We start from the raw sequence: 25,184 nt of genomic DNA on the forward strand, positions 1-25,184 counted from the left end.
GCGTCAGACGCGGTAGCGCCGCAGCGCCGGCACCGCCGCGGCCAGCGCCAGCATCACGGCGACGACCAGCAGCCCGCCGCCCGCGACCGCGGCCTTGGGGCCGAAGGCGGAGCCCGCGGTGCCGTGCAGCACGTCGGCGAGGCGCGGGCCGCCCGCCACGACGACGGTGAAGACGCCCTGCATGCGCCCGCGCATCTCGTCGGTCGCGGCGGACAGCAGGATCGCCCCGCGGAAGACCATCGACACCATGTCGGCCACCCCGGCCACCGCCAGGAACGCCACGCCCACCCACAGACTGCTGCTCAGTCCGAAGCCCGTGATGGCCACGCCCCAGGCGACGACCGCCCCGATGACCATCCAGCCGTGCCGGCGGGCCCGGGAGAAGGTGCCGGAGAACAGTCCGCCGAGCACGGCACCGATGGGGATCGCCGCGAACAGCAGACCCAGCGCGAGCCCCTCGCCGTACGGCGCGTAGGTCTGGGCGGCGAGCTGCGGGAACAGGGCCCGGGGCATGCCGAGGACCATGGCGATGATGTCGGCGAGGAAGGACAGCAGCAGCACGGTGTGCCCGGAGATGTAGCGGAAGCCGGCGGCGATCTCCTTCACGCCCGCGCGGCGGACGGCGGTGCCGGCCAGGGGCGGCAAGGACGGCAGCCGGTACACCGCCCACACCGTCACGCACAGGGCCAGCGCGTCGATGAGGTACAGCTCGGGCAGGCCGACGACGGGGATGAGGGCGCCAGCGAGCAGCGGCCCGGCCACCTGCCCGGTCTGCATCACGGTCGAGCCGAGGGCGTTGGCCGCGGGCAGTTCGTCCTCGGGGACCAGCCGGGCGATGGAGGCGTTGCGGGCCGGTGCGTTCAGGCCCCAGAAGGCCTGCTGCACCGCGAGCAGCACCATGAGCGCGGCCACCGACTCCAGGCCGGTGAAGGCCTGGAGCCAGAACAGCAGCGAAGTCACGGCGATGCCGCTGTTGGTGACCAGCAGCAGCTTGCGCCGGTCCATGCTGTCGGCGATCGCCCCGCCCCACAGCGCGAACACGATCAGCGGCACCAGGCCGGCCAGGCTCGCGGCGCCGACCCACGCCGAGGAGCCGGTGATGTCGTAGATCTGCTTGGGCACGGCGACGGCGGTGAGCTGGCTGCCGACGGCCGTGACGATGGTCGAGCTCCACAGCCGCCGGTAGGCGGGGCGGCGCAGCGGGCGGGTGTCCATGGCCCAGCGCCGCCAGCCGCGCCGCCGGTGGTCCTCCGGCGCCGGATCCCGCTCTTCCGCCGTGCTCTCGCTCGTGTCCACGCGCCGCTTCCTGGATGCTCGCTACATCTACCGGGTCGGCGATCACTATCGCACCACCCGCCGGGCGCCGGAGAGCCGAGGTCTCAGCTTCCGGTGATGAGCACGGCACCGAGCACGATCATGGTGGCGGCGACCAGGCCGTCCAGGACCCGCCAGGCGGCGGGCTTGGCGAGGAAGCGGCCGAGCATCCGCGCGCCGAACCCGAGGGCGGCGAACCAGCACAGGCTGGCCAGCACGGCGCCGAGGCCGAACGTCCAGCGCAGCGGGCCGTGGTCGGCGGCGACGGAGCCGAGCAGGAACACGGTGTCGAGGTAGACGTGCGGGTTGAGCCAGGTCATCGCCAGGCAGGTGAGCACGGCCCGGCGGCGCGATCCGGCCGCCTCCCCGTCGGTCCGCAGCCCGCCACCGTCCGGCCGGAACACCCGCCGGGCGGCCAGGGCGCCGTAGCACAGCAGGAACGCGCCGCCGATCCAGCCGATCGCCGTCAGGGCGCCCGGCCAGGCCACCACCACCGCGCCGACCCCACCGACCCCGAGCGTGATGAGGGCGGCGTCGGACAGGGCGCAGATGCCGACGACGGCGAGGACGGCGTCGCGCCGGATCCCCTGGCGCAGGACGAAGGCGTTCTGGGCGCCGATGGCGACGATGAGGGACAGGCCGGTGCCGAACCCCGCGGCTGCGGCGGTGAAGGTGCTGGTCATGGCCGTGACGCTACGGACGGATCCGTCCCGGGTACAGCTAAAGATTCTTACGTATCATTAGCGTCCGTGATGGCTGACCTTCCACTGGACCAGGTGCGCACCCTGCTCGCGGTCGTGGACGAGGGGACCTTCGACGCGGCGGCGGCCGCGCTGCACGTGACGCCGTCGGCGATCAGTCAGCGTGTGAAGGCGCTGGAGCAGCGCACGGGGCGGGTGCTGCTGCTGCGGACCAAGCCGGTGCGGCCGACCGAGTCGGGCGAGGTGCTGGTGCGGCTGGCCCGGCAGGTGGCGCGGCTGGAGCGCGACGCGTACGCGGAGCTCGGGCTGAGCGGGACCGGGGAGCCGACCCGGGTGTCGGTGGCGGTGAACGCGGACTCGCTGGCCACCTGGTTCCTGCGGGTGCTCACGCGTGTGCCGGAGGAGCTGCGGCTCTGCTTCGAACTGCGCCGCGAGGACGAGGACCACACGGCGGCGCTGCTGCGGGAGGGGGTGGTGATGGCCGCGGTGACCTCGTCGCCGGATCCCGTGCCGGGCTGTTCCGTCCGGTCGCTGGGGCGGATGCGCTACCTGCCCGTGGCCGCGCCGAACTTCGCCGCGCGTCACCTCGGCGGCGGGCCGCTGGAACAGGTGCTCCTCGACCTGCCCGTCGTGGCCTTCGACCGGCGGGACGACTTCCAGGACGGTTTCGTGCGCCGGCTCACCCGGGGGCGGAGCGGCGCGAGCGCGCTGCGCCACTACGTGCCGACCTCGGAGGGTTTCGCCGAGGCCGTGGCGGCCGGACTGGGGTGGGGCCTGGTGCCCGAGGCCCAGGCGGATCCGCTGCTGCGCACCGGGCGGCTGGTCGGGATCGCCCCGGGCCGGACGGTGGACGTGCCGCTGTACTGGCAGCAGTGGAAGCTCGACTCGCCCGCGCTGGCACAGGTGGCGGAGACGGTGACGGCGACCGCCGGGGAGGCACTGCGGGCGTGACGCGAGGCGCTGCGGGCGCGACGCCCTACCCCCGGATCCCCTCCAGCTGAGCCGCCGCGCTGTCCAGCAGCATGTCCAGGGCCGTCGGATAGGCGCTGGTGAGCATGCGGGTGGCGAGCAGGGGTGCCGCCTCCGCGATACGGGGGTGGGTGGCGGCGGGCAGGCGGGCGTACGTCGAGCGCCACATCTCCTCGTCGGCCCGCAGCGAGGCGCTGGGCAGGGCCAGCGAGGCCGCGTCGAGCGCGGCGAAGGCCAGTGTCGTGTCGACGAAGGCGTGGTAGACGCGCACCGCGTCCGGCACCGGGAAGCCCGCCGTGCGCAGGATGTCCAGGACGGCCTCGTCGGCCGCGAGTTCATGGGCGCGGCCCGAGACGCGGCTCGCCGTGAGCACCGCGGCCTGCGGATGCTCCACGTACGCGGCGTGGATGCGCAGCCCGACGGCCCGCAGGTCCGCCCGCCACTCCCCCGTCGGCGCCCAGCCGCCGAGCGCCTGCCCGATCAGCGCGTCGCCGATGGCGAGCGTCAGATCGTCCATGCCCCGGAAGTACCGGTAGAGCGTGCTCGGGTCGGCGTCCAGGGCCAGGCCGAGCCTGCGGGCGGTCAGCCCCGCGCTGCCGTGTTCGCGCAGCATCCGCAGCGCCGTCTCGACGATCAGCCGTTCGGACAGCACGGTGCCGCTCTTGGTGGGCCTGCGCCGGCGGCGTTTCTCCTCGGGCACCACGGGCTTGGGCACGACGGGCTCCCTCCACTGGCTCCTTATGCCAACGACATTGACCTTAAGACGCGCGGCGGCGTTGTATCTCCCCCGAGGGCGCGCCAGGTTCTTCGCGAAAAGGGAGTTTCTGTCATGCGTGTACTGCTCGTGGGTGCCGGAGGCGTGGGCGGCGCGATCACCAAGATCGCTGCCCGGCGGCCCCTCTTCGAGGCGATGGTGGTGGCCGACCACGACCCCGGCCGGTCCGAGGCGGCGGTCGCGGCGCTCGGCGGTGACCCACGGTTCACCGCCGAGCAGGTGGACGCGGGCGACGAACCGGCGGTGGCCCGCCTGCTGGCACGGCATCGCTGCGACGTCCTCCTCAACGCCACCGACCCCCGCTTCGTGATGCCGCTGTTCCGCGCGGCCCGCGCCGCGGGCGCCACGTATGTCGACATGGCGATGTCCCTGTCCCGTCCGCACGCCGAGCGGCCGTACGAGGAGTGCGGGGTGAAGCTGGGCGACGAGCAGTTCGCGCAGGCGGCCGACTGGGAGAAGGAGGGCGTGCTGGCCCTCGTCGGCATGGGCGTGGAGCCGGGCCTGTCGGACGTCTTCGCGCGGTACGCCGCCGACGAACTCTTCGACGAGATCGAGGAGATCGGCATCCGCGACGGCGCGAACCTGACCGTCGACGGCTACGGCTTCGCGCCCTCGTTCAGCATCTGGACCACCATCGAGGAGTGCCTCAACCCGCCGGTCGTCTACGAGGCCGGCCGGGGCTGGTTCACCACCGAACCCTTCAGCGAGTCCGAGGTCTTCGACTTCCCCGAGGGCATCGGACCGGTCGAGTGCGTGAACGTGGAGCACGAGGAGGTGCTGCTCGTCCCGCGCTGGGTCGACACGCGCCGCGTCACCTTCAAGTACGGCCTGGGCCGCGAGTTCGTCGAGACGCTGAAGACGCTGCACCTGCTGGGCCTGGACCGCACCGACCCGGTGACGGTGCCGGGGACGGACGGACCGGTGGCCGTCTCGCCGCGGGACGTGGTCGCCGCGTGCCTGCCCGACCCGGCGACACTCGGCGAGCGGATGCGCGGAAAGACGTGTGCGGGCACGTGGGTGCGGGGCGTGCGGGACGGGAGGCCGCGCGACGTATACCTGTACCACGTGGTCGACAACCAGTGGTCCATGGCGGAGTACGGCTCCCAGGCCGTGGTGTGGCAGACCGCCGTCAATCCCGTCGTCGCGCTCGAACTCCTCGCCTCGGGCGCCTGGTCCGGCGCGGGCGTGCTCGGCCCCGAGGCCTTCCCGGCCCGCCCGTTCCTGGACCTGCTGACGGCCTACGGCTCGCCCTGGGGCCTGCGCGAGCAGTGAGCGGTGTCCGGGCGGCGCTGTTTCACCACGCCTCGACAGGTGACCCGAAAAGGAGCAATCATCCGAACGGGCACGTTTCTACTGCGATCGCAGGTGACTTCGATGGACAACTGGCGAGACCACGCTGCCTGCCGGCACGAGGACCCCGAGCTCTTCTTCCCGATCGGCACCTCCGGCCCGGCCCTCCTCCAGACGGAGCAGGCCAAGGCGGTGTGCCGGCGCTGCCCCGTCCAGGAGCAGTGCTTGCAGTGGGCGCTGGACACGGGGCAGTCCATCGGTGTGTGGGGCGGGACCAGCGAGACGGAACGGCGTGCGCTGAAGCGGCGCGCGGCGGCCCGCCGCCGCTCGGGCTGACGCCCTGCCCACCTCCCCTGGGGGATTCAGCTGCGGCGCAGCGGCCCCCAGGGGTTCTCCTGCCGGGACACCTCCGCCTTCGCCTCGTCGATCACCTGCTGGTCGATCCAGCTCATCGGCCGGGCGTCGGTGACCAGCGGTTCGTTGTCGGGTCCGCGGGCGGTCTCCTTGCCCGCGAGCACCCAGGGCCGTACGCCGGGCCCCTTCTCGTGCGGCAGATGGGCGTAGTCGTGCAGGCGACGCGCCACCCACACCCGGACGGGCCGGTCCTCCCACCAGTCCTCGACGTCGAGCGGGTTGGCGGACAGGCCCGGCATGGACACGCCCGTGAGATCGTCGGTGCTGGACACGTCGCGGAGATCGGTCGCGGGGCCGCGCGACCAGCGGACGTACAGGCCCTGGTGCCGTTCGACCAGCTCGGTGAGCTCGGCGAGTGTGCGCACGACCGGCAGGTCGTCCGATCCACTCATGTCGTGACCTCCTCCCTCGACGCCGTCAGGCGGACGGAGTACCCGCTCGGCGCGAGCGGAATCGGCCCTTCGGCGCGGCGGGTGCCGGCGCCCGGTCGGGGTTACGCTCGCGGCACACCCGTCCGTCGCAGAAGCAGAAGGGGACGAGCATGAGCGTCCGCGTACGCCGCGTCTACGATCCGCCCGAGCCGGAGGACGGGGTGCGTGTCCTGGTCGACCGGCTGTGGCCGCGGGGCCTGGCGAAGGACGCGGCCCGGGTGGACGAGTGGCCCAAGGCGATCACCCCGTCGACGGAACTGCGCCGCTGGTACCACGCGGGCGAGGGCTCGTACGAGGAGTTCGCCGGCCGGTACGAGGCGGAGCTCGCCGCCGACGAGGCGGCCGAGGTCCTCGACCACGTCCGTGACCTGGTCCGCAAGGGTGATGTGACGCTGCTGACCGCGTCGAAGACGCCGGAAGAGAGCCACGCCACGGTGCTGGCCCGCCTCGTGCGGAGCTGAGGAGGCGGGCCGTCCCGGCACGGTCAGGCGGTCTGTTTCGCCGCCGCCCGGCCCGCCGCGCGGCCCGAGAAGAGGCAGCCGCCGAGGAAGGTGCCCTCCAGCGCGTTGTAGCCGTGGACACCGCCGCCGCCGAATCCGGCGACCTCGCCGGCCGCGTACAGCCCCTCCACCGGCTTGCCGTCGGTGCCGAGGGCGCGCGAGTCGAGGTCGGTCTGGATGCCGCCGAGCGTCTTGCGGGTGAGGATGTGCAGCTTGACGCCGATCAGCGGGCCGGCGTCCGGGTCCAGGATGCGGTGCGGCGTGGCGACCCGGCCGAGACGGTCGCCGATGTAGCGGCGGGCGTTGCGGATGCCCTGCACCTGGGCGTCCTTGGCGTAGGGGTTGGCGATCTGCAGGTCGCGGGCCTCGATCTGGCGGCGGATCCCGGCCGCGTCGAGCAGTGGCCTGTCGGTCAGCTGGTTCATCTTCTCGACGAGCTGCTCGACACTGGGGGCTGTCACGAAGTCGGCGCCCTTGCGCAGGAACGCGTCGACCGGTCCGGGCGCGCCCTTGCCGAGGATGCGTTCCTTCAGGAACCCGGCGCGGTCCTTGGCGGTGATGTCGGGGTTCTGCTCGGAGCCCGACAGGGCGAACTCCTTCTCGATGATCTTCTGCGTGAGGATGAACCAGGAGTGGTCGTACCCGGCGATGTCCTCGGTGGTGCGCAGGTGCTTCAGGGTGCCGAGGGTGTCGTAGCCGGGCAGGTACGGCCCGGGCAGGCGGCGGCCGAGGGCGTCGAACCACATCGAGGACGGTCCGGGCAGGATGCGGATGCCGTGGCCGGGCCAGATCGGGTCCCAGTTCTGCAGGCCCTCGGTGTAGTGCCACATGCGGTCCCGGTTGACCAGGCGTACGCCCGCCTCGGCGCTGATGTCGAGCATCCGGCCGTCGACGTAGGCCGGGACGCCGGTGACCATCTCCCGCGGCGGGGTGCCGAGGCGCTCGGGCCAGTAGCGGCGGACGATGTCGTGGTTGGCGCCGATGCCGCCGCTGGTGACGACGACGGCCTGGGCGGTGAGTGCGAACTCGCCGACGGCGTCGCGGTTGGAGGCGACGCCACGCGGTGAGGTGTCCTCGGCCAGGACCGTGCCGCGCACGCCGCGGGCGCTGCCGTCCTCGACGACCAGTTCGTCGACGCGGTGACGGTGGTGGAAGGTGAGCAGTCCGTCGCGCGCGGCCTGCTCGGCGTAGCGGACGAAGGGTTCCACCACACCGGTGCCGGTGCCCCAGGCGATGTGGAAGCGGGGCACGGTGTTGCCGTGCCCGTGGGCGGTGAGGTCGCCGCGCTCGGCCCAGCCGACGGTGGGCAGGAACGTGATGCCGTGCCCGTTCAGCCAGGACCGCTTCTCCCCCGCGGCGAATTCGACGTAGGCGCGCGCCCAGCGCACCGCCCAGGAGTCCTCGTCCTCCAGCCGGTCGAAGCCCGCGCTGCCCCGCCAGTCGCTCCAGGCCAGGTCGAAGGAGTCCTTGATGCCCAGGCGCCGCTGCTCCGGCGAGTCGACGAGGAACAGCCCGCCGAAGGACCAGAAGGCCTGTCCGCCGAGGTTGGCGGCGTTCTCCTGGTCGACGAGGGCGACCCTCCTGCCCCTGCTGGTCAGTTCGTGTGCCGCGACCAGGCCGGCGAGGCCCGCTCCGACGACGATGACGTCGGCATCCATGGCGACCGTTCCCTTCTTCAGTTCCGCGTGCGGTCGGGGGTGCCGCTGCCGTCGGTCAGCAGGGCCGTGAGCAGTTGTTTCAGCCAGGCGCGGGCGTGCTCGACGTCCCGGTCCAGCAGCAGTTGCGTGGTGACGCCGTCGTAGGCCGCGACCACGGCGTGGGCGGCGCCGTCCGTGTCGCCCAGGACGGCGGGCAGTGCGGTGTGCCCGCGGGCGCGGGCGAGCCGGTCGGCGATCGCCCGCCGCAGCCGCGCGCGGTGCTCCAGCAGGCTCCGGGCGACGTCCGGGTCGCGGGCCGCGTGCACCAGGAAGTCCGTCTTCACGAGGAGCCAGTCCCGGTCGAGGAGCAGCACGTCGGTGACGCGGTCCACGGCGGCCGGCACGTCGAGGCCGGGCCCGTCGAGGGCGAGAGCACCGGCCACCTGCTCCGCGATGAGGTCGGCCCGCTCGCGGTAGAGGGCGAAGAACAGCTCGTCGAGGCTGGAGAAGTTGGAGTAGAAGGCGCCCCTGCTGTAGCCGGCGGCCTCGCAGACCTCCTCGATCGAGACGTGCCCGAAGCCCTTGGCCGCGAACACGGAGAACGCCGCGTCCAGGAGATTGGCGCGGGTGCGGACACGGCGCCTGGTCACCCGACCGGTCGTTCCCTCCACGGTGTCCGGCCCCCTTTCGATACGGAACTGTATTCGATACACCGATGTATCGAAACCCCGGAATCTTGATGGAACACATATTCGATTACGAGGTACCCTGGGGCCATGCACCTCCAGGGCTCCCTTTTCGACCAGGCCGACGAGCTGCGGCTCGGGCCGCTCGACGGGATCAGCCGTACCCACCTCGGTTTCGGCGCCTGGCTCGACGTCCTGCCCGGGTGGCTCAGCGGTTCCGACACACTGTTCGAACACCTGGCCGCCGAGGTGCCGTGGCGGGCGGAGCGGCGCACGATGTACGACCACGTCGTCGACGTGCCTAGGTTGCTCGCTTTCTACGGCGCCGACGACCCGCTGCCGCACCCGGTCCTGACCGAGGCGCGCGACGCGCTGAGCGCCCACTACGGCGAGGAACTGGGCGAGCCGTTCACCACGGCCGGACTGTGCTACTACCGCGACGGCCGGGACAGCGTGGCCTGGCACGGCGACCGGATCGGCCGCGGGGCGCGTGAGGACACGATGGTCGCGATCCTGTCGGTGGGAGCGCCCCGGGACCTGCTGCTGCGTCCGATGCGGGGCGGCCGCGACACCGTGCGCCGGCCACTGGGGCACGGCGACCTCATCGTGATGGGCGGCTCCTGCCAGCGCACCTGGGAGCACTCCGTGCCCAAGAGCACGCGCGCGACGGAGCCGCGCATCAGCATCCAGTTCCGCCCGCACGGCGTGCACTGAGCCCGTCCGAACGACCGGGGCACGCGGGCCCGTTGGGACGGACCCGGCGACTCCGCCTGCCCTGGGGTCTGCTTTCCTTCTCTCGTCGGGCTGGTACCACACAACGCGGGGCGATCATGCGGGCAGACGTACACCAAGTCGCCGACGGCACCTACCTGGTGCACGGCTCCAACACCAACTGGGTGATCCTTGCGGAGGGGGACGCCGTCACGCTGGTCGACACCGGCTACCCCGGCGACCGGGAGCAGCTCCTCACCTCGCTCGCGGAGGTGGGCAGCTCCCCGGAGGCGGTCGCGGCCGTGCTCATCACGCACGCGCACAACGACCACCTGGGCTCCGCCGAGTACCTGCGCGCCACGTACGGCACGCCCGTGTACCTCCACGAGGCCGAAGTGCCGCACGCACGCCGGGAGTTCCTGCACCAGGTGTCCCTCGGGACGGTGCTGAGGAACGGCTGGCGCCCCGGGGTGCTGCCGTGGGCCGTGCACGCGCTGCGCTCAGGCGGCACGATGCACAACCCCGTCACGGCCCCCGAGCCGTTCCCGGCGGCGGGCGCCCTGGACCTGCCCGGGCGGCCCGTGCCGGTGCACACGCCGGGCCACACCGGCGGGCACTGCGCCTACCACGTGCCCGGCACCGGGGTGCTGATCTCCGGCGACGCCCTGGTCAGCGGGCACGCCACCTCGCGGGTCGAGGGACCGCAGCTGCTGCCGGACATGTTCCACCACGAGCGCCCGCGTGCCGTGGCCTCCCTGGACGTCCTCGCGGAGCTGGAGGGCGAGCTGCTGCTGCCCGGGCACGGTCCGGTCCACCGCGGTCCGTTGCGGGACGCCGCCCACCGGGCCCGGGAGCGCGCCCTCTAATCTGGGGTGACGATCAGCGGCGAGACAAGGACACCCGGCGCATGGCACTTCAGATCAGCGCGACCAACCCGGAGCATCCCGCGCTTCTGCTGGAACTGCCGTGGGACCTGCCCCTGGAGGAGTGGCCGGAGGAGTACCTCGTACCACTGCCGCGCGGCATCTCCCGGCACGTGGTGCGCTACTCCCGGGCCGGCGACGAGGTGATCGCCGTCAAGGAGCTGGCCGAGCGGCCCGCGCAGCGCGAGTACGAGCTGCTGCGCGACCTGGACCGGATCGGCATCCCGGCGGTGGACCCGCTGGCCGTGGTCACCGGCCGCACCGACGCGGACGGCGCACCGCTGGAGAGCGTGCTGATCACCCGGCACCTGGGCGGTTCGATGCCGTACCGCTCGATGTTCGAGACGACCATGCGCCCGGCCACCATGCACCGGCTGATGGACGCGCTCGCCGTGCTCCTGGTACGCCTGCACCTGGCCGGGTTCGCCTGGGGCGACTGCTCGCTGTCCAACACCCTCTTCCGGCGCGACGCGGGCGCCTACGCCGCGTATCTGGTGGACGCCGAGACCGGTGACCTGCATCCGCAGCTCAGCTCCGGGCAGCGCGAGTACGACCTGGACCTCGCCCGCGTGAACATCAGCGGGGAGTTGCTGGACCTGGAGGCGTCCGGGGCACTGCACCCGTCGGTGGACCCGGTCGAGTTCGGCATGGAGATCTGCGCCCGCTACGGCGGCCTCTGGGACGAACTGACCCGCACCTCCGTCTATCCGGCGGGCAAGTACCACTACATAGAACGCCGGATCCGCCGCCTGAACGACCTCGGCTTCGACGTCGCCGAGATGCAGATCGAGCACGCCTCGAACGGCGACACGGTCACCTTCGTGCCCAAGGTCGTCGACGCGGGACACCACCAGCGCCAGCTGCTGCGCCTGACCGGGCTGGACACGGAGGAGAACCAGGCCCGGCGGCTGCTGAACGACCTGGAGAGCTGGATGGCGACCCAGGACGACTACGCCCCGGGCGATCCCCTGGGCGCCCGCCCCGAGGTGCTGGCCCACCGCTGGGTGCGGGAGGTGTTCCGGCCGACCGTGCGGGCGGTGCCGCCCGAACTGCGCGGTTCCATGGACCCGGCGGAGATCTACCACCAGCTCCTCGAGCACCGCTGGTACCTGTCCGAGCGGGCCCAGCACGACATCGGCATCGACACGGCCGTCGAGGACTACATCGAGAACATCCTCCCCAAGGCCCGCAAGACCCTTCAGCCGACGGCGGACTGAGACACAGGCCTCCTCACGTGTGCGGGACCACGGCGACCGGGCAGTCCGCGTGGTGCAGCACCCCGTGCGCCACCGAGCCGATGCGAGCGCCGACGGCCGTACGGTGGGCCCGCCGCCCGACCACCATCAGCTGGGCCGTCCCGGCCACCGACAGCAGCACCTGGCCGGCGCTGCCCATCTCCACGTGCTCCTCCACCGGCACGTCGGGGAAACGCTCCCGCCACGGCCGGACCGCGGCGGCCAGGGCCCTCTTCTCGTACGGCTCCAGTCCCCCGGCCTCGTCGAGGAGCTTCAGCGAGCCGGGGCTGTAGGCGAACACGGGCGGCAGTGTCCAGGCCCGTACGACCCGGACGGTCGCCCCGCGCACGGCCGCGGTCTCGAACGCGAACCGCAGCGCGTCGGCGCTGTCCCCCTCGTCGCCCTGCTGGCCCACGACGATCTCCCGCCCGGCGGCCTCGGCCGAGGGCTGGTCACCGGCCCGGACGAGCACGACGGGCCGGGTGGCCTCGGCGATGACCTGCTGGCCGACCGAGCCGAGCAGGAAGCCGACGATCGGCCCGTGCCCGCGCGAGCCGAGCACCAGCAGCTCGGCGCCGGCAGCGGCGGCGACCAGGGTGTCGACGACCGGGCCCTCCACGACGTCGGTGGTCACCTCCAGGTCCGGGTGCCGTTCGGTGACGGTCCCGACGGCCTCGGTCACCGCGCTGTGCACCCACTGCTCCTGGCTGTCCGCGTCCCCGGTGATCCCCGCTTCGAGCGCCTCGTGCGGCTGGAACCGCCAGGCGTGCACCACTCGCAGCGCCAGCCCGCGCCGCACCGCCTCCCGGGCCGCCCAGGCCAGCGCGGCCAGGCTCTCCTGCGATCCGTCGACCCCGGCGGTGATCGGACGTGTCATGCAGCTGCCTCCTTGTTCCAAGGTCACTGACGTGCTGCTCAGTCTTCACTACCCGGTCCGTACGGCTGATCTCCGGATCGGAGCGCGCCGCGGCGATCGAACATACGATGGGCGGAGGTCGGCGCGATGCCCCGGGGCACCGTGCCGTGAGTCGACCGCCCGGTGTGGGGGACGTATGGCACAGGCCGCCGATGCGGCGCGGACCGTCATCATGACCGTGGACGACGACCCGGGGGTCTCCAGGGCCGTGGCCCGGGACCTGAGGCGGCGGTACGGCGCGTCGTACCGGATCGTGCGCGCGGAGTCCGGCGAGTCCGCGCTCGACGCGCTGCGGGAGCTGAAGCTGCGCGGCGATCTCGTGGCCGTGATCCTGGCCGACTACCGGATGCCCCAGATGAACGGCATCGAGTTCCTCGAACAGGCCCTGGACGTCTACCCGGGTGCGCGGCGGGTGCTGCTGACGGCGTACGCGGACACGAACGCGGCGATCGACGCGATCAACGTCGTCGACCTCGACCACTACCTGCTCAAGCCGTGGGACCCGCCAGAGGAGAAGCTCTACCCGGTCCTCGACGATCTGCTCCAGGCGTGGCGCTCCAGCGACTACCGGCCCGTGCCGAGTACCAAGGTCGTCGGGCACCGCTGGTCGGCACGCTCCTCGGACGTGCGGGAGTTCCTGGCCCGCAACCAGGTGCCGTACCGCTGGTACTCCTCCGACGAGCCGGAGGGCCGCCGACTGCTGGCCGCGGCCGGCGAGGACGGCATGCGGCTGCCCGTGGTGGTCACGCCGGACGGGACGCCGCTGGTCGAGCCGGAGGCCGTCGACCTCGCCGCCCGGGTCGGGCTGGCGACGACCCCGACGGCCGACTTCTACGACCTGGTCGTGATCGGCGGCGGTCCGGCCGGGCTCGGCGCGGCGGTCTACGGCGCTTCCGAAGGGCTGCGGACCGTGCTGGTGGAGCGGTCGGCGACCGGCGGACAGGCGGGCCAGAGCTCCCGGATCGAGAACTACCTCGGCTTCCCCGACGGCGTGTCGGGGGCCCAGCTCACCGACCGGGCCCGGCGGCAGGCGGCGAAGTTCGGCGCCGAGATCCTCACCGCGCGCGAGGTGACGGCGCTGGAGGTCAACGGCGCCGCCCGGATCGTACGGTTCTCGGACGGCTCGGCGGTCGCCGCGCACAGCGTGATCCTGGCGACCGGCGTCTCCTACCGGCAGCTGTCGGCGCCCGGCTGCGAGGACCTGACCGGGTGCGGGGTGTTCTACGGGTCGGCCCTGACGGAGGCACCCTCCTGCCAGGGGCAGGACGTGTACATCGTCGGCGGCGCCAACTCCGCCGGACAGGCTGCGATGTATCTGTCGCGGGGCGCCAAGTCGGTGACCCTGCTGGTGCGCGGCCCGTCGCTGTCGGCGTCGATGTCGCACTACCTCATCCAGCAGATCGAGGAGTCCCCCAACATCCGGGTGCGCGCCCGCACGGTCGTCGAGGAGGCGCACGGTGACGGCCACCTGGAGCGGCTGACCCTGCGGGAGGTGGACACCGGCGAGACCGAAGAGGTCGACGCGCAGTGGGTGTTCGTGTTCATCGGCGCGGCCCCGCTGACCGACTGGCTGGACGGCACGGTGCTGCGGGACGAGCGCGGGTTCATCCTCGCCGGTCCCGACCTGACGGCCGACGGCCGGCCGCCGGAGGGCTGGGAGCTGGACCGGCCGCCGTACCACCTGGAGACCAATGTGCCCGGGGTGTTCGTGGCGGGCGACGCCCGCTCCGAGTCCGCCAAGCGGGTCGCGTCCGCCGTCGGAGAGGGAGCCATGGCCGTGATGCTCGTCCACCGGTATCTGGAGCAGTCATGAGCGGCCGGCCCATGCCGTGCGCCCCGCAGGAGATCGGTTCCCTGTTCCTGTTCGAGAAGCTGACCCCCGAGCAGCTCGGACGGTTGTGCGCCGAGGGACGCGTGGAGCAGTTCGAGCCCGGCCCCGTGTACACCGAGGGCGAACCCGCCACCTGCTTCTACGTGATGCTCGAGGGCACGGTCGTGCTGTACCGCCGGGTCGGCGGCGACGACGTGGAGGTGACCCGGACCTCCCAGCGCGGGGTGTACGCGGGGTCCATGCAGGCGTATCTGGGCGACCGGGTGCGGCAGGTCTACAACAACTCCATGCGCGTCACCGAGCCGACGCGGTTCTTCGTGCTGCCCGCCGACACGTTCGCGAGCATCATGCAGGAGTGGTTCCCGATGGCGGTGCATCTGCTGGAGGGGCTCTTCTTCGGTTCGAAGAACACCCAGCGGGCCATCGGGCAGCGCGAACGGCTGCTGGCGCTCGGCTCGTTGTCCGCCGGCCTCACCCACGAGCTCAACAACCCCGCGGCGGCGGCCGTACGGGCGACCGCGACGCTGCGGGAGCGGGTGGGCAAGATGCGGCACAAGCTGGCGATCATCGCGCAGGGTTCGTACTCCCCCGAGGTCATGGCGAACCTCATCGACATCCAGGAACGCACCGCCGAACGCGTCGCCAAGGCCCCCACGCTCAGTCCGCTGGAGGCCTCGGACCGGGAGGACGCGCTCACCGACTGGCTCGACGACCACGGCATCCCGGACGGCTGGCGGATCGCGCCCGTCTTCGTGCAGGCCGGTCTCGACGAGGACTGGCTGGACCAGGTCGCGGCGGCGGTGGACGAGGAGATCCTGCCGAGCGCGATCGGGTGGCTCAACTACACCGTCGAGACCGAGCTGCTGATGGACGAGATCAACGACTCGACCACGCGCATCTCGCATCTCGTCGACGCGGCCAAGCAGTACTCCCAGCTCGACCGTGCGCCCTTCCAACACGCCGATGTGCACGAACTCCTCGACAGCACGCTGCTGATGCTGTCGGGCAAGATCGGCCGGCAGATCAAGGTCGTCAAGGAGTACGACCGGACGCTGCCGAGGATCCCGGCGTACCCGGCGGAGCTCAACCAGGTGTGGACGAACCTGATCGACAACGCGGTCTCGGCGATGAACAGCGCGGGCGGGGAGGGGACCTTGACCGTGCGGACGGCCCGGGACCACGAACGGCTGCTGGTGGAGTTCCGGGACACGGGCGTCGGCATCCCGGCGGAGGACCGGGGGCGGATCTTCGATCCGTTCTTCACGACGAAGCCGGTGGGTGAGGGGACCGGGCTCGGACTCGACATCTCCTGGCGGATCGTGGTCAACAAGCACCACGGGACGATTCAGGTGGAGTCGGAGCCGGGGGACACACGGTTCCAGGTGCTGCTTCCGCTGACAGCGGTCGAGGAGGAGTCGGCATGAGTGGTGAGAACGGTATCGACCCGAGTGTCCCGCCGAGCGGCAGCGGGTGCGCGGAGTGCGAGGCGGCCGGGGGGTGGTGGTTCCACCTCCGGCGGTGTGCGCAGTGCGGGCACGTGGGGTGTTGTGACAGTTCGCCCGCGAAGCACGCGACGGCTCACTTCAGGGAGTCCGGACATCGCCTGGTGCAGAGCTTCGAGCCGGGTGAGGGCTGGTACTGGGACTACTCGACGAACGAGTTGTACGAGTCGGGGCCGGAGCTGGCTCCGCCGGTGAGTCATCCCGCGGATCAGCCGGCGCCGGGGCCTGCGGGGCGGGTGCCGGATGACTGGGCGAGGGTTTTGCGGGCCTGAGAGCTCGGGTCTCAGGGTTTCGTGGCGGCTGCGGGTTGTATGTGGTTGATCGCGCCCACGCGGCGGAGCCGCACAATGTCACAGCCCCGCGCCCCTCAAGAAGAAGGTTGGTCCTGTGCCGCACGCTTCATTTGTCACGCCGGTTGTCGGGCGGGAAGCCGAACTCGCCCGGCTCTCCGGGGTGCTGGAGCGTGCGCGTGGGGGTGAGGCACGGGCCGTGCTGGTCGCCGGGGACGCCGGGGTCGGTAAGACCCGGTTGCTGGCTGAGGTCGGGGGACGGGCCGCCGATTCGGGCATGACCGTGGCCGTCGGACACTGCGTGGATCTCGGTGACGTCGGGCTGCCCTATCTGCCGTTCACAGAGATCCTGGGTGTGCTCGCCGCCGACGCTCGGTTCGCCTCCGCCCTGGCCGCTCACCCGGTGGTCGAGCGACTGCTGGGGGCCGGGACCGGATCGGCGCGGGACGTCGACGGGCGGTTGCGGCTGTTCGAGGGGATGGCGGGGCTGCTGGCCGAGGTGGCGGACACCGCGCCTCTGCTGCTCGTGCTGGAGGATCTGCACTGGGCCGACCAGTCGTCGCGGGATCTGCTGCGGTTTCTGCTCGCCCGGGGTGTGCTGCGGCACCGGCTTGCGGTGTTCGCCTCGTACCGTGCCGACGATCTGCACCGCCGCCACCCGCTGCGGCCGCTGCTCGCGGAGCTGATACGGCTGCCCGCCGTGGAGCGGCTGGAGCTGCGGCCGCTGGGCGATTCCGATGTGGCCCGGCTGGTGCGTCACCTCGAACGGCGTCCGCTGGCGGACGCCACGGTGCGGCGGATCGTGGAACGGGCCGAGGGGAACGCGTTCTACGCCGAGGAGTTGCTCGCGGCCACGGACACGGAGTCCGGTGGGGTGCCGAGCGGGCTCGCCGAGGTGCTGCTGATCCGCTTCGAGCAGCTGTCCGACACCGCGCAGCAGGTGCTGCGGACCGCGGCCGTCGCCGGGCGCCGGGTGGAGCACGAGCTGCTGCGGCAGGCGGTCGGGCTTCCCGAGGAGGAGCTGGAGTCGGCGCTGCGGGAGGCGGTGGGGCGGCAGTTGCTCGTCGCCGGGGACGACGACACGTACTCGTTCCGGCACGCCCTCGCCCGTGAGGCCGTCTACGCCGATCTGCTCCCCGGGGAGCGGGCGCGGCTGCACGGCGCGTTCGCCCGGCTGCTAGCCGCGCAGGGCCGGACCGCCGAGAGCGCCGCCGAGCGTGCCCACCACTACCGGGAGAGCCACGATCTCGCCGAGGCGCTGGCCGCCTCCCTGGAAGCAGCCGATCACGCCCAGCGGGTCGGTGCGCCGGCCGAGGAGCACCGGCATCTGGAAGCGGCCCTCGATCTGTGGCCGGCGGTGGATGCCGAGGCGCGGCCCTCCGTCGGCGGCGTCGACCGTGTGACGCTGACGTTGCGGGCCTCGGCGGCGGCCGCGCACGCCGGGGAGCTGCACCGGGCGGTCTCCCTCACGCGCTCCGCACTGGCGGAGCTCGGCCAGGACGCCGACTCCGAACTCGCCGCCCGGGTCCGCTACACCCTCGCCGGGAACCTGCTCAGCGTGGACAGTCTGACGGCGGCGTTCGCCTACAGCAGCGAGGCCCTGGCGATGATCCCGGAGGATCCTCCGTCGCGTACGTGGGTGTGGGCGGCGTCCACGCATGCCATGGCCGCACGCCACGTCGGGGAGAACGAGACCGCGCTGCGGGTCGCCCGGCGGGCCCTGCGCGTTGCCGAGGAGCTGCGGGTGACCGACGCGCAGGCGGACCTGCTGATCTCCCTGGCCGTCTTCGACGGGGGCGGGCGGCGCGGCCCCGAGGGCCGGGAGCGGTTGCTGAAGGCCCGGGACCTGGCCCGGAGTTCGGGCAACGCGGCCGTGGAGCTGCGCGCCCTGTTCAACCTGGCCATGGGCTGCTACGAGTCGGGTGCGCTGGCGGAGTGCGTGCCCTGGCTGACGGAGGGACTGGACCGGGCCCGGCGCGCCGGGCTGCTGTCGTCCCCGTATCCGCTGGAGATGCGGTACCTGCGGCTGCTGGTGCTGCACGTGCTGGGCCGCTGGGACGAGTGTGTGCGGGCGGCGGCGGCCGATGCCGAGGTGCTGCCGGCCGCCGGCGGGTACACGGTCGGTCCCGCGCTGTACGTCGCCCTGGCACGGGGCGACCTGACGGCCGCCGACCGGGCGCGCGCCCTGCTGGAGGGGCCCTTCGACTGGATGGCCACCCTGGTCGCGGGCATCGTGCTCACCGATGCCGCGGCGCTGCGCCGTGATCCCGAGGACGCCGTGCGGTGGATGCGGTCCACGGTCGCGGCCCTCAGCAGCGAGGCGGGCGACCGCCCGGACGTCACGGTCCGGCTCGCCGCCCTGGCCCTGTCCGCGGTGGCCGACGCGGCCGCCGAGCTGCGGTCGGCCGGCGACGAGGCCGGGGCCCGGCGCTGGGCGGACACCGCCGGCGAACTGGTGGACCTGGCGCGGGCCACCGCCGCGCGCGGCGAGGGCGGCACCCCGCAGGGGCCCGAGGGACAGGCGTGGCTGGCCCGTGCCGAGGCGGAGTGGCTCCGGGCCGTCTCGGGGCCGGACGCCGCTGCCTGGTCGGCGGTGGTGACGGCGTTCGGCTACGGCGACGTCTACGAGCAGGCGCGCGGCCGGCTGCGGTACGCCGAGGCCCTGGTGGCGGCCGGGCGTCGTGACGAGGCGGCGGCCGAGGCCCGTGAGGTCCGGGAGACCGCCGGCCGCCTCGGCGCCACGCCGCTGGGGGAGCAGGTGGACGCCCTGGTCCGGCGCGGCCGCCTGGCGGACACGCCGGACCAGGGCGTCCGCGCCGGTGTGCTGACCGCACGCGAGCGGGAGGTGCTGCGGCTGCTCGCGCTCGGCCGCAGCAACCGGCAGATCGGCGAGGAGCTGTTCATCACCGGCAAGACGGCGAGTGTCCACGTCTCCAACATCCTCGCCAAGCTGGGCGCGTCGAGCCGTGGCGAGGCCGTGGCCATCGCCTACCGGGAGGGTCTGATCACGCCGGAGCCGTCGGCGTCCGGCTGACCGGCCGGTCCCCTGACCCGGGCTACCGGCTCCCGCAGTCGAGGCTCTGCAGATCGACGGCGTCGGCCATCGCCCGCATCCCCTTGTCGTTGGCGTGCAGATGGTCGCCGCCGTCGAAGGCGGGGAGGATCCGTTCGGGGTCGTCGGGGCTGCGCAGGACGCGGTCGAAGTCGGTGACCGCGTCGAACTCGCCGCTGGTGCGGATGAAGCTGTTGACCTTCCGGCGCACGGCTTCCCCGGCGGGGTCCCATTCCTGCCAGCCCTTGTAGGGGGCGATCGTGGCGGCGACGAGGCATTTCCCGGCCGCGTGCACCCGGTCGGCCAGCGTGCGGTACCCGGCGATGAGCTCGTCGGCCGTGGCGCCGGGCTCGACCTTGATGTCGTTGACGCCCTGGAAGAGGAAGACCGTGCGCAGGCCCGGCAGTGCGAGCACGTCCCGCGACAGGCGGTTCAGGGCGCTCTGTCCGGGGCCGTCGGCGAGGACCTTGTTACCGGCGATGCCCGCGTTGGCCACTCCCTTGACGCTCGTCGTGGGGGACGTGCGCAGCCGGCGGGCGAGGTAGTCCGGCCAGCGGCGGTCGAGGTCGGTCGTGGAGTGCCAGCCGTCGGTGATCGAGTCGCCGAGGGCGGCCACGGCGCCCGCCGCGGGCCGGGGCCGCACGGTGACGGCGTCGAGGTAGGACCAGGAGCCGGTCCGCTGTGCCCAGTTGGCGCCGCTCTCCTCCGCGGTGTGGTCGCCGTCGGTGGTGTACGACGTCTGCATCGCCATCCAGTGCCCGGTGAGCACGCCGCCCGCCCGGGGGACGTAGAGGCTGACGACGAGCGCGCTCGCGGCGGGGACGCGGACGGGCAGCGGGTCGCTGTAGACGATGCCGCCGGCGGGGACCGTGACGGAGCGGGCGCCGCGGAAGGTCATGCGCCGGTTGCTGCCGGGGACGAGTGCGGCCCCGTCGCGCCGGAGACCCGCGTGGACGTTGCCGAACGTCACCGGCTGGTCCCCGAAGGCGTTGGACAGCCGCACCCTGAGGCCGGTGCCGCCGACGCTGGTACGCACGACCAGCCGGTAGCCGCGGCCGTCGACCGCCGCGCCGATGCGGTCGGCGGAGGAGGCCCAGGTGACCACGTCGTGCCCGGTTCCCGTCGGCGCGCTGGACGGCGGGGCCGGCCCGTCCCCCCGGGGCGTCCCGCCGGAACCGCAACCCAGCGCGAGGCACAGGGAGAGGGCGGCCGGGGCGGTGCGGCTGCGGGGGCGTGCGGTGCGGGGCAACGTGGGCGCTCCTTCGGCCGGTGTGCACGGGCGGGGGTGTCAGGGGGCGGGTGCCCGCAGTGTCGCGGAGCCACCGGGAGCGAGCCGGGCACTCCGTGCCGTCCCGGCGTACGACACGGTAGTGGTGCGGCCTCCGCCGCCGTGGGGTGGCCTCGGTCGGGCTGCCCTGCCGCTGGGGGCTGGCGTGGGAACCCTCGTGCCGTCACGGCCGTTGTCGGGGCATCCGCGTCCCCTGCGGGGAGGCCGGTACGACGACAGCAGGGCGGCGTGATGAACGAGTTGGTCCCCGGTGGCAATCTGCCGCTTCCGGGCGGGGCGGTGACCGTCCGGGTGCCCGGCCCGTTCGACGTGTCCGCGCTCGTCACGGACGACGGCGGAAAAGTGCGGGGCGACGGCGACTTCGTCTTCTACAACCAGCCGGCCGCGCCGGGAGCGGCGCTGCGGGGCGACGCGCTCACCGTGGACCCGGCGAGGCTGCGTGCCGGGGCCACGCGGGTCACCCTCGCCGTCAGCCCCGCCGAGCCCGGAACCGCCCTCGGCCGCCTGCCCTCCCCCACGTTGCACGTCACCGACGCGGCAGGCCGCCCGCTCGCCCGGTTCACCCCGCCGCACCCCCGCCAGGAGACGGTCCTGCTCCTCGCGGAGCTCTACCGGCGCGGCGGCCTCTGGAAGCTGCGTGCCCTGGGACAGGGGTACGCCGACGGACTGGCGGGACTCGCCCGGGACTTCGGCGTCGACGTCGTGGATGTCCCGCCCGGGCCGGCTCCGGCCTCGGCGACCGCCGGTGCGCCGCGGACGCGGCCTGCCTCCGCGCCGCCCGCACCCGACCCGGACGGCTTCGCCGCCCTGGTCAACTCCGCCCGCAGCGCCGCCGGTTCACCACCGGTCTCGCTCGACCCTCGGCTCGTGTCCGCTGCGCGGGCCCACGCCGCCGCCATGGCCGCGTCCGGACGCCTCGGCGTCGAGAGCCGGGACGGCGTGTCCGTCTACCAGCGGGTCGTCGGCGCCGGGTACGCGTACCTCACCGTCGGCGAGCACCTGGTGTCCGGCCCGCGCACCACCGCCGAGTTCGTCGCGTACTGCCTGCGCACGGACGGGCCCCGCCGCACCCTGCACGACCCGGTGTTCACCCACACCGCAGTGGCCCACGTCCACGACGGTCCCACCGGCGACACCTACTGGACCGCGCTCTGGGCAAGGCCCTTCACACCGGACGGGCTGGCCGGCGCGGCGGCGGCCGTCAGGGACCTCACCAACCGGGAGCGCGCCCGGGCCGGGCTCCCGCCCCTGGCCGCCGATCCCCTGCTCACCGCCGCCGCCCAGGCGCACAGCGCGGACATGGTGGCCCGTGACTTCTACTCGCACACCGCGCCCGGCGGCAGCCAGCCCTGGGACCGGGCCGCCGCGGCGGGCTCCACCCTGCGTTCCGTCGGCGAGAACATAGCCTGCGGCCAGCGCTCCCCCGCCGAGGTGGTGGAGGGCTGGATGAACAGCCCCGGCCACCGGGCCAACATCCTCAAGCCCGGCTTCACGCACCTCGGGGTCGGCTTCGCGGGCGGCGGCCGCGCGGGCACGTACTGGACGCAACTGTTCGGCGGCTGACACCGCGCCACCGTGCGCCCTGTCCGTCACTCGCCCCGATCTTGGCGGAGGCGAGCGCTCCGGGTGAGGATGCGCGTATGAAGGGTGACCTCTTTTCCAGCAGGCACATGGCGCAGCCGGCCGTCGCACCGGGCATGACGGTCGAGAACGCCAAGTGCCTCCGCTACACGGTGAACGGCGAGATGCTCGCCCGGCAGGGCGCGATGATCGCCTACCGCGGCAATCTCCAGTTCGAGCGCAAGGGCCAGGGCGTGGGCGGCATGCTCAAGCGCGCGGTCACCGGGGAGGGACTGCCGCTGATGGCGGTGCGCGGTCAGGGCGAGGCGTGGTTCGCCCACGAAGCGCAGAACTGCTTCATCGTCGATGTGGAACCCGGCGACGAGTTCACGGTCAACGGCCGCAACGTCCTGTGCTTCGACGCCACGTTGTCCTACCGCATCGCGACCGTGAAGGGCGCCGGCATCACCGGCGGCGGCCTGTTCAACAGCGTCTTCACCGGGCACGGCGGACTGGGGCTGATCTGCGAGGGCAACCCGCTGGTCATCCCGGTCTCGCCGCAGTATCCGGTGTACGTCGACACCGACGCGATCGTGGGCTGGACGGCGGGCCTGAAGACCTCGCTGCACCGCTCCCAGTCCATCGGCTCGATGCTGCGGGGCGGCTCCGGCGAGGCCGTGCAACTGGTGCTCGAGGGCGAGGGATACGTCGTCGTGCGGCCGAGCGAGGCGACTCCGCAGAAGTCGGGGCAGCACTGAGTCCCTGTCAGGTGATCTGCGCCTCACAGGCAACCCCGTCCGTGCGGTCGACGTCTTGATCGGCAACAGGTGATGCCCTGGCCCTTGTGGCCAGGGCAGGTTTCCACCCTTCTATACACGCCATGTATACGCTCTGTGTATACATGGCGTGTATACGGACCGAAAGGCATCGATGTACGGCAAGGCATTCGCCCCGGAGTACCAGGGCGCGCTCACCACCCTGTCCGTCAACTCCGCACTGACCGACGTTCTGGCCGCCGGCACCGAGCAGTTGAGGGCGGCCGAGCGCGCCGGGAAGCCCGGGGAAGCGGCGCGTTCCGGACTCGCCGTGGCCGAGGCGCACCGCCGGCTGGGCCGGGTCGAGGACGCGGACCGGGCGTGGAAGGCGAGTTACCGGGCCGCCCGCCGGGCCGGGGACGTCGCGGCGATGGCCTGGGCGCTGTGGAGCGGCGGCACGCTGGCCCGGCAGCGCGGGGCGTTCCGGCTGGCCCGCCGGCTGCTCCAGCTCGCGGCCGATCTGGGCGAGCAGGGCGGGGACATCGTCGTGCGCGGCTACTCGCTGGCGGGCCTGGCCGAGACCGGCCGTATCCAGGGCGACTACGAGGCCGTCGGCCGGCTGCACGAGCAGCTGCTCGCCGAGGCCCGGCGGCGCGGGGAGGCGCGGCACACGGTGTGGGCGCTGGAGGGCATCGCGCAGATGCACCGCAACACCGGGGACTACGACACCGCGTACGCCCTGTTCGAGGAGTCCGCCGAGATCGCCGCGCGCGCCGACGACCGGCGCGGTCACGCCTGGGCGTTGCGCGGTCTGGCCGACGTCGTGTCCGTGCGTGACGGGGACACCGAGCGGGCCCTGGAACTGCTCAGCGAGGCCGAGGCGACGTGCCGCGAGATGCGGCTGTCCAGCGCGCTGGCCTACAACCACAAGATGCGCGGCAACGTCCTGTACCGGGCCGGGCGTTACGCGGAGGCGCGCGCCCTGTACGAGCAGGCCCTCGCGGAGTTCCGTTCGATGAGCGAGCCGCGCGGGGAGGCGCTGTCCCGGCTGGGCCTCGCCAAGTCCCTGGCCCGGCTGGGCCGCGACCGCGCCGAGACGGCGGCCGAACTGGCCGAGCTGGCCGGCACGCTGGAGCGGATCGGTCTCCGGCACGCCCGCGCGATGGTGGCGCGCGCGTACGACGAACTGGGCATACCGGATGCCGGAGTCGTCGAGGCGAGGGCGGCGGAGGTGACACGGTGACGGTCTCCCCCGCGGCGGCAGAGGCGGCACGCCGGGAAGCGGTCACGTACGACGAACTGCGGGATCACGCGGTCGGCCCCAACCCCCCGGCCGACGCCGACCGGATCCTCCACCGCTGCCGCACACTCGTACGGCCCGCCCTCACCGAAGCCGTCGGCCGACTGCATCCCTGGGTCGGTGAGATGGCCGCGTACTCCTTCGGCTGGTGCGAGGTCGGCGGCGCACCGGCCGTCGCCCCGGGCGGCAAGGGCGTACGGCAGGCGCTCGCCGTGCTCGGCGCCGAGGCGGCCGGTGCGTCCGGGCGGGACGGGGTGGCCGCGGCCGTGGCGGTGGAGCTGGTCCACGCCTTCTCCCTCCTGCACGACGACATCATGGACGGCGACGCGGACCGGCGCCGTCGCCCGGCCGTGTGGAAGGCCTACGGCACGGGCCCCGCGGTCCTCGCGGGCGACGCCCTGTTCGCGCTCGCCGTCGAGACGCTCGCCGCGCAGCCCGGCGGAGGCGCGGCCGTGCGGGCGCTGTCCGTCGCGCTGGGCGACCTGGTGCGCGGGCAGGCGGACGACCTGCTGTTCGCCGACCGCCCCTGGACGGGGCCGGAGCGGGTCCGGCCGGACGAGTACCGGGCGATGGCCGAGCGCAAGACGGGTTCCCTGCTGGGCTGCGCCGCCGCGCTGGGCGCCGTACTCGCCGGTGCCGCCCCCGAGACGGCCGCCGCGCTCGACCGGGCCGGCCGGCACCTCGGGATCGCCTTCCAGATCGTCGACGACGTGCTGGGCATCTGGGGTGACCCCCGGGTCACGGGCAAACCCGTCCACGGCGATCTGCGGGAGCGGAAGAAGACGCTCCCGGTGCTGGTCGCGCTCGGTTCCCCGCAGGGCGGCCGGCTCGCCGCGCTCCTGGAGACGGGCGACGATCCCGGTGCGGCGGCGGAGTTGATCGAGCGGGCGGACGGCCGTGCGGCGGCCATGGCGGAGGCCCGGCGGCACGTCGCCGCCGTCGAGACGGCGCTCGCCGGGGTGCCGCTGGAGGTGAGGGCCCTCGGTGAACTGCGGTCACTGCTCGGCTTCCTGCTGCGGCGTACCGGCTGAGCCGACCGCCGCCGGATAATCCGTCACCGAATTCATCGGAGGGGCGTCGAGTTCAGCCGTCGGACACCTTCGT

General features: G+C 73.2%; 23 protein-coding genes. 15 read left to right on the forward strand and 8 right to left on the reverse strand.

The window, feature by feature from the left end; genetic code table 11:
- Positions 1 to 3: 3 nt before the first annotated feature.
- Both SCNRRL3882_RS02145 and SCNRRL3882_RS02150 read right to left on the reverse strand, forming a co-directional pair.
- Complete coding sequence (locus SCNRRL3882_RS02145) at positions 4 to 1,296, reverse strand: MFS transporter (RefSeq protein WP_010033237.1); 1,293 nt, start codon at positions 1,294 to 1,296, stop codon at positions 4 to 6.
- A gap of 83 nt (positions 1,297 to 1,379) precedes the next feature.
- Positions 1,380 to 1,997 carry a LysE/ArgO family amino acid transporter gene (locus SCNRRL3882_RS02150; RefSeq protein ID WP_010033235.1) on the reverse strand — a complete coding sequence of 206 codons (618 nt, stop codon included), beginning with the start codon at positions 1,995 to 1,997 and terminating at the stop codon, positions 1,380 to 1,382.
- Positions 1,998 to 2,066: 69 nt separating this feature from the next.
- Between SCNRRL3882_RS02150 and SCNRRL3882_RS02155 the strand changes: the two genes are divergently transcribed.
- A complete protein-coding gene (locus SCNRRL3882_RS02155) occupies positions 2,067 to 2,966 on the forward strand; it encodes a LysR family transcriptional regulator ArgP (protein ID WP_040902442.1) in 900 nt (299 codons plus the stop codon).
- A gap of 25 nt (positions 2,967 to 2,991) precedes the next feature.
- Here SCNRRL3882_RS02155 and SCNRRL3882_RS02160 read toward each other — a convergent pair whose 3' ends face one another.
- Positions 2,992 to 3,699: a TetR/AcrR family transcriptional regulator gene (locus tag SCNRRL3882_RS02160; RefSeq protein ID WP_010033232.1), complete on the reverse strand. Its 708-nt coding sequence runs from the start codon at positions 3,697 to 3,699 to the stop codon at positions 2,992 to 2,994.
- A gap of 114 nt (positions 3,700 to 3,813) precedes the next feature.
- On the opposite strand from SCNRRL3882_RS02160, the gene SCNRRL3882_RS02165 reads away from it, so the two are divergent.
- Both SCNRRL3882_RS02165 and SCNRRL3882_RS02170 read left to right on the forward strand, forming a co-directional pair.
- Positions 3,814 to 5,031 carry a saccharopine dehydrogenase family protein gene (locus tag SCNRRL3882_RS02165; RefSeq protein ID WP_010033229.1) on the forward strand — a complete coding sequence of 406 codons (1,218 nt, stop codon included), beginning with the start codon at positions 3,814 to 3,816 and terminating at the stop codon, positions 5,029 to 5,031.
- A 102-nt stretch (positions 5,032 to 5,133) separates the two neighbouring features.
- Entirely contained in the window at positions 5,134 to 5,385 is a 252-nt protein-coding gene (locus SCNRRL3882_RS02170) for a WhiB family transcriptional regulator (RefSeq protein ID WP_010033226.1), read from the forward strand.
- Between the two features lie 26 nt (positions 5,386 to 5,411).
- Here the strand turns inward: SCNRRL3882_RS02170 and SCNRRL3882_RS02175 are convergent, their stop codons facing one another.
- Entirely contained in the window at positions 5,412 to 5,855 is a 444-nt protein-coding gene (locus SCNRRL3882_RS02175; RefSeq protein WP_010033224.1) for a DUF6098 family protein, read from the reverse strand.
- Positions 5,856 to 6,004: 149 nt separating this feature from the next.
- Between SCNRRL3882_RS02175 and SCNRRL3882_RS02180 the strand changes: the two genes are divergently transcribed.
- Positions 6,005 to 6,355, forward strand: coding sequence for a DUF488 domain-containing protein (locus SCNRRL3882_RS02180; protein ID WP_010033219.1), 351 nt, complete (start codon positions 6,005 to 6,007; stop codon positions 6,353 to 6,355).
- 23 nt (positions 6,356 to 6,378) lie between these two features.
- Here SCNRRL3882_RS02180 and SCNRRL3882_RS02185 read toward each other — a convergent pair whose 3' ends face one another.
- Positions 6,379 to 8,052 (reverse strand): FAD-binding dehydrogenase, encoded by a 1,674-nt coding sequence (locus SCNRRL3882_RS02185; RefSeq protein ID WP_010033216.1) that lies wholly within the window; start codon positions 8,050 to 8,052, stop codon positions 6,379 to 6,381.
- Between the two features lie 17 nt (positions 8,053 to 8,069).
- The gene (locus tag SCNRRL3882_RS02190; RefSeq protein ID WP_010033214.1) at positions 8,070 to 8,681 is read right to left on the reverse strand and encodes a TetR/AcrR family transcriptional regulator; all 612 of its coding nucleotides are present in this window, start codon (positions 8,679 to 8,681) and stop codon (positions 8,070 to 8,072) included.
- 126 nt (positions 8,682 to 8,807) lie between these two features.
- Between SCNRRL3882_RS02190 and SCNRRL3882_RS02195 the strand changes: the two genes are divergently transcribed.
- The 3 genes from SCNRRL3882_RS02195 to SCNRRL3882_RS02205 all read left to right on the forward strand — a co-directional run bounded on the left by SCNRRL3882_RS02195 (position 8,808) and on the right by SCNRRL3882_RS02205 (position 11,568).
- Entirely contained in the window at positions 8,808 to 9,431 is a 624-nt protein-coding gene (locus SCNRRL3882_RS02195; RefSeq protein ID WP_010033211.1) for an alpha-ketoglutarate-dependent dioxygenase AlkB, read from the forward strand.
- A 116-nt stretch (positions 9,432 to 9,547) separates the two neighbouring features.
- The gene (locus SCNRRL3882_RS02200; RefSeq protein WP_010033210.1) at positions 9,548 to 10,294 is read left to right on the forward strand and encodes an MBL fold metallo-hydrolase; all 747 of its coding nucleotides are present in this window, start codon (positions 9,548 to 9,550) and stop codon (positions 10,292 to 10,294) included.
- Between the two features lie 41 nt (positions 10,295 to 10,335).
- Complete coding sequence (locus SCNRRL3882_RS02205; protein ID WP_010033209.1) at positions 10,336 to 11,568, forward strand: DUF4032 domain-containing protein; 1,233 nt, start codon at positions 10,336 to 10,338, stop codon at positions 11,566 to 11,568.
- 13 nt (positions 11,569 to 11,581) lie between these two features.
- Here the strand turns inward: SCNRRL3882_RS02205 and SCNRRL3882_RS02210 are convergent, their stop codons facing one another.
- Positions 11,582 to 12,463 (reverse strand): universal stress protein, encoded by an 882-nt coding sequence (locus SCNRRL3882_RS02210; RefSeq protein ID WP_010033208.1) that lies wholly within the window; start codon positions 12,461 to 12,463, stop codon positions 11,582 to 11,584.
- 175 nt (positions 12,464 to 12,638) lie between these two features.
- Here SCNRRL3882_RS02210 and SCNRRL3882_RS02215 point away from each other — a divergent pair, with 175 nt between their 5' ends.
- From SCNRRL3882_RS02215 to SCNRRL3882_RS02230, 4 genes are all read left to right on the forward strand, one after another.
- Positions 12,639 to 14,315, forward strand: coding sequence for an FAD-dependent oxidoreductase (locus tag SCNRRL3882_RS02215; RefSeq protein ID WP_010033203.1), 1,677 nt, complete (start codon positions 12,639 to 12,641; stop codon positions 14,313 to 14,315).
- Entirely contained in the window at positions 14,312 to 15,757 is a 1,446-nt protein-coding gene (locus SCNRRL3882_RS02220; RefSeq protein WP_029180717.1) for an ATP-binding protein, read from the forward strand. The genes SCNRRL3882_RS02215 and SCNRRL3882_RS02220 overlap by 4 nt, the downstream gene beginning before the upstream one ends.
- Complete coding sequence (locus tag SCNRRL3882_RS02225; protein WP_010033196.1) at positions 15,754 to 16,107, forward strand: UBP-type zinc finger domain-containing protein; 354 nt, start codon at positions 15,754 to 15,756, stop codon at positions 16,105 to 16,107. Before SCNRRL3882_RS02220 ends, SCNRRL3882_RS02225 begins: the two co-directional genes overlap by 4 nt.
- 115 nt (positions 16,108 to 16,222) lie before the next feature.
- Positions 16,223 to 19,159 (forward strand): helix-turn-helix transcriptional regulator, encoded by a 2,937-nt coding sequence (locus SCNRRL3882_RS02230; protein WP_029180716.1) that lies wholly within the window; start codon positions 16,223 to 16,225, stop codon positions 19,157 to 19,159.
- A gap of 22 nt (positions 19,160 to 19,181) precedes the next feature.
- Here the strand turns inward: SCNRRL3882_RS02230 and SCNRRL3882_RS02235 are convergent, their stop codons facing one another.
- The gene (locus SCNRRL3882_RS02235) at positions 19,182 to 20,426 is read right to left on the reverse strand and encodes an SGNH/GDSL hydrolase family protein (RefSeq protein ID WP_010033186.1); all 1,245 of its coding nucleotides are present in this window, start codon (positions 20,424 to 20,426) and stop codon (positions 19,182 to 19,184) included.
- A 270-nt stretch (positions 20,427 to 20,696) separates the two neighbouring features.
- Between SCNRRL3882_RS02235 and SCNRRL3882_RS02240 the strand changes: the two genes are divergently transcribed.
- The 4 genes from SCNRRL3882_RS02240 (at position 20,697) to SCNRRL3882_RS02255 (ending at position 25,111) form a co-directional block, all read left to right on the forward strand.
- Complete coding sequence (locus tag SCNRRL3882_RS02240; RefSeq protein ID WP_010033184.1) at positions 20,697 to 22,028, forward strand: CAP domain-containing protein; 1,332 nt, start codon at positions 20,697 to 20,699, stop codon at positions 22,026 to 22,028.
- 77 nt (positions 22,029 to 22,105) lie between these two features.
- The gene (locus SCNRRL3882_RS02245) at positions 22,106 to 22,783 is read left to right on the forward strand and encodes an AIM24 family protein (protein ID WP_010033180.1); all 678 of its coding nucleotides are present in this window, start codon (positions 22,106 to 22,108) and stop codon (positions 22,781 to 22,783) included.
- A 172-nt stretch (positions 22,784 to 22,955) separates the two neighbouring features.
- Positions 22,956 to 24,023, forward strand: a complete 1,068-nt coding sequence (locus SCNRRL3882_RS02250) for a tetratricopeptide repeat protein (protein ID WP_010033178.1) — start codon at positions 22,956 to 22,958, stop codon at positions 24,021 to 24,023.
- Positions 24,020 to 25,111: a polyprenyl synthetase family protein gene (locus tag SCNRRL3882_RS02255; RefSeq protein WP_010033177.1), complete on the forward strand. Its 1,092-nt coding sequence runs from the start codon at positions 24,020 to 24,022 to the stop codon at positions 25,109 to 25,111. Before SCNRRL3882_RS02250 ends, SCNRRL3882_RS02255 begins: the two co-directional genes overlap by 4 nt.
- Positions 25,112 to 25,184: the final 73 nt, after the last annotated feature.

Source organism: Streptomyces chartreusis NRRL 3882, from assembly GCF_900236475.1.
Taxonomy (GTDB): domain Bacteria; phylum Actinomycetota; class Actinomycetes; order Streptomycetales; family Streptomycetaceae; genus Streptomyces; species Streptomyces chartreusis_D.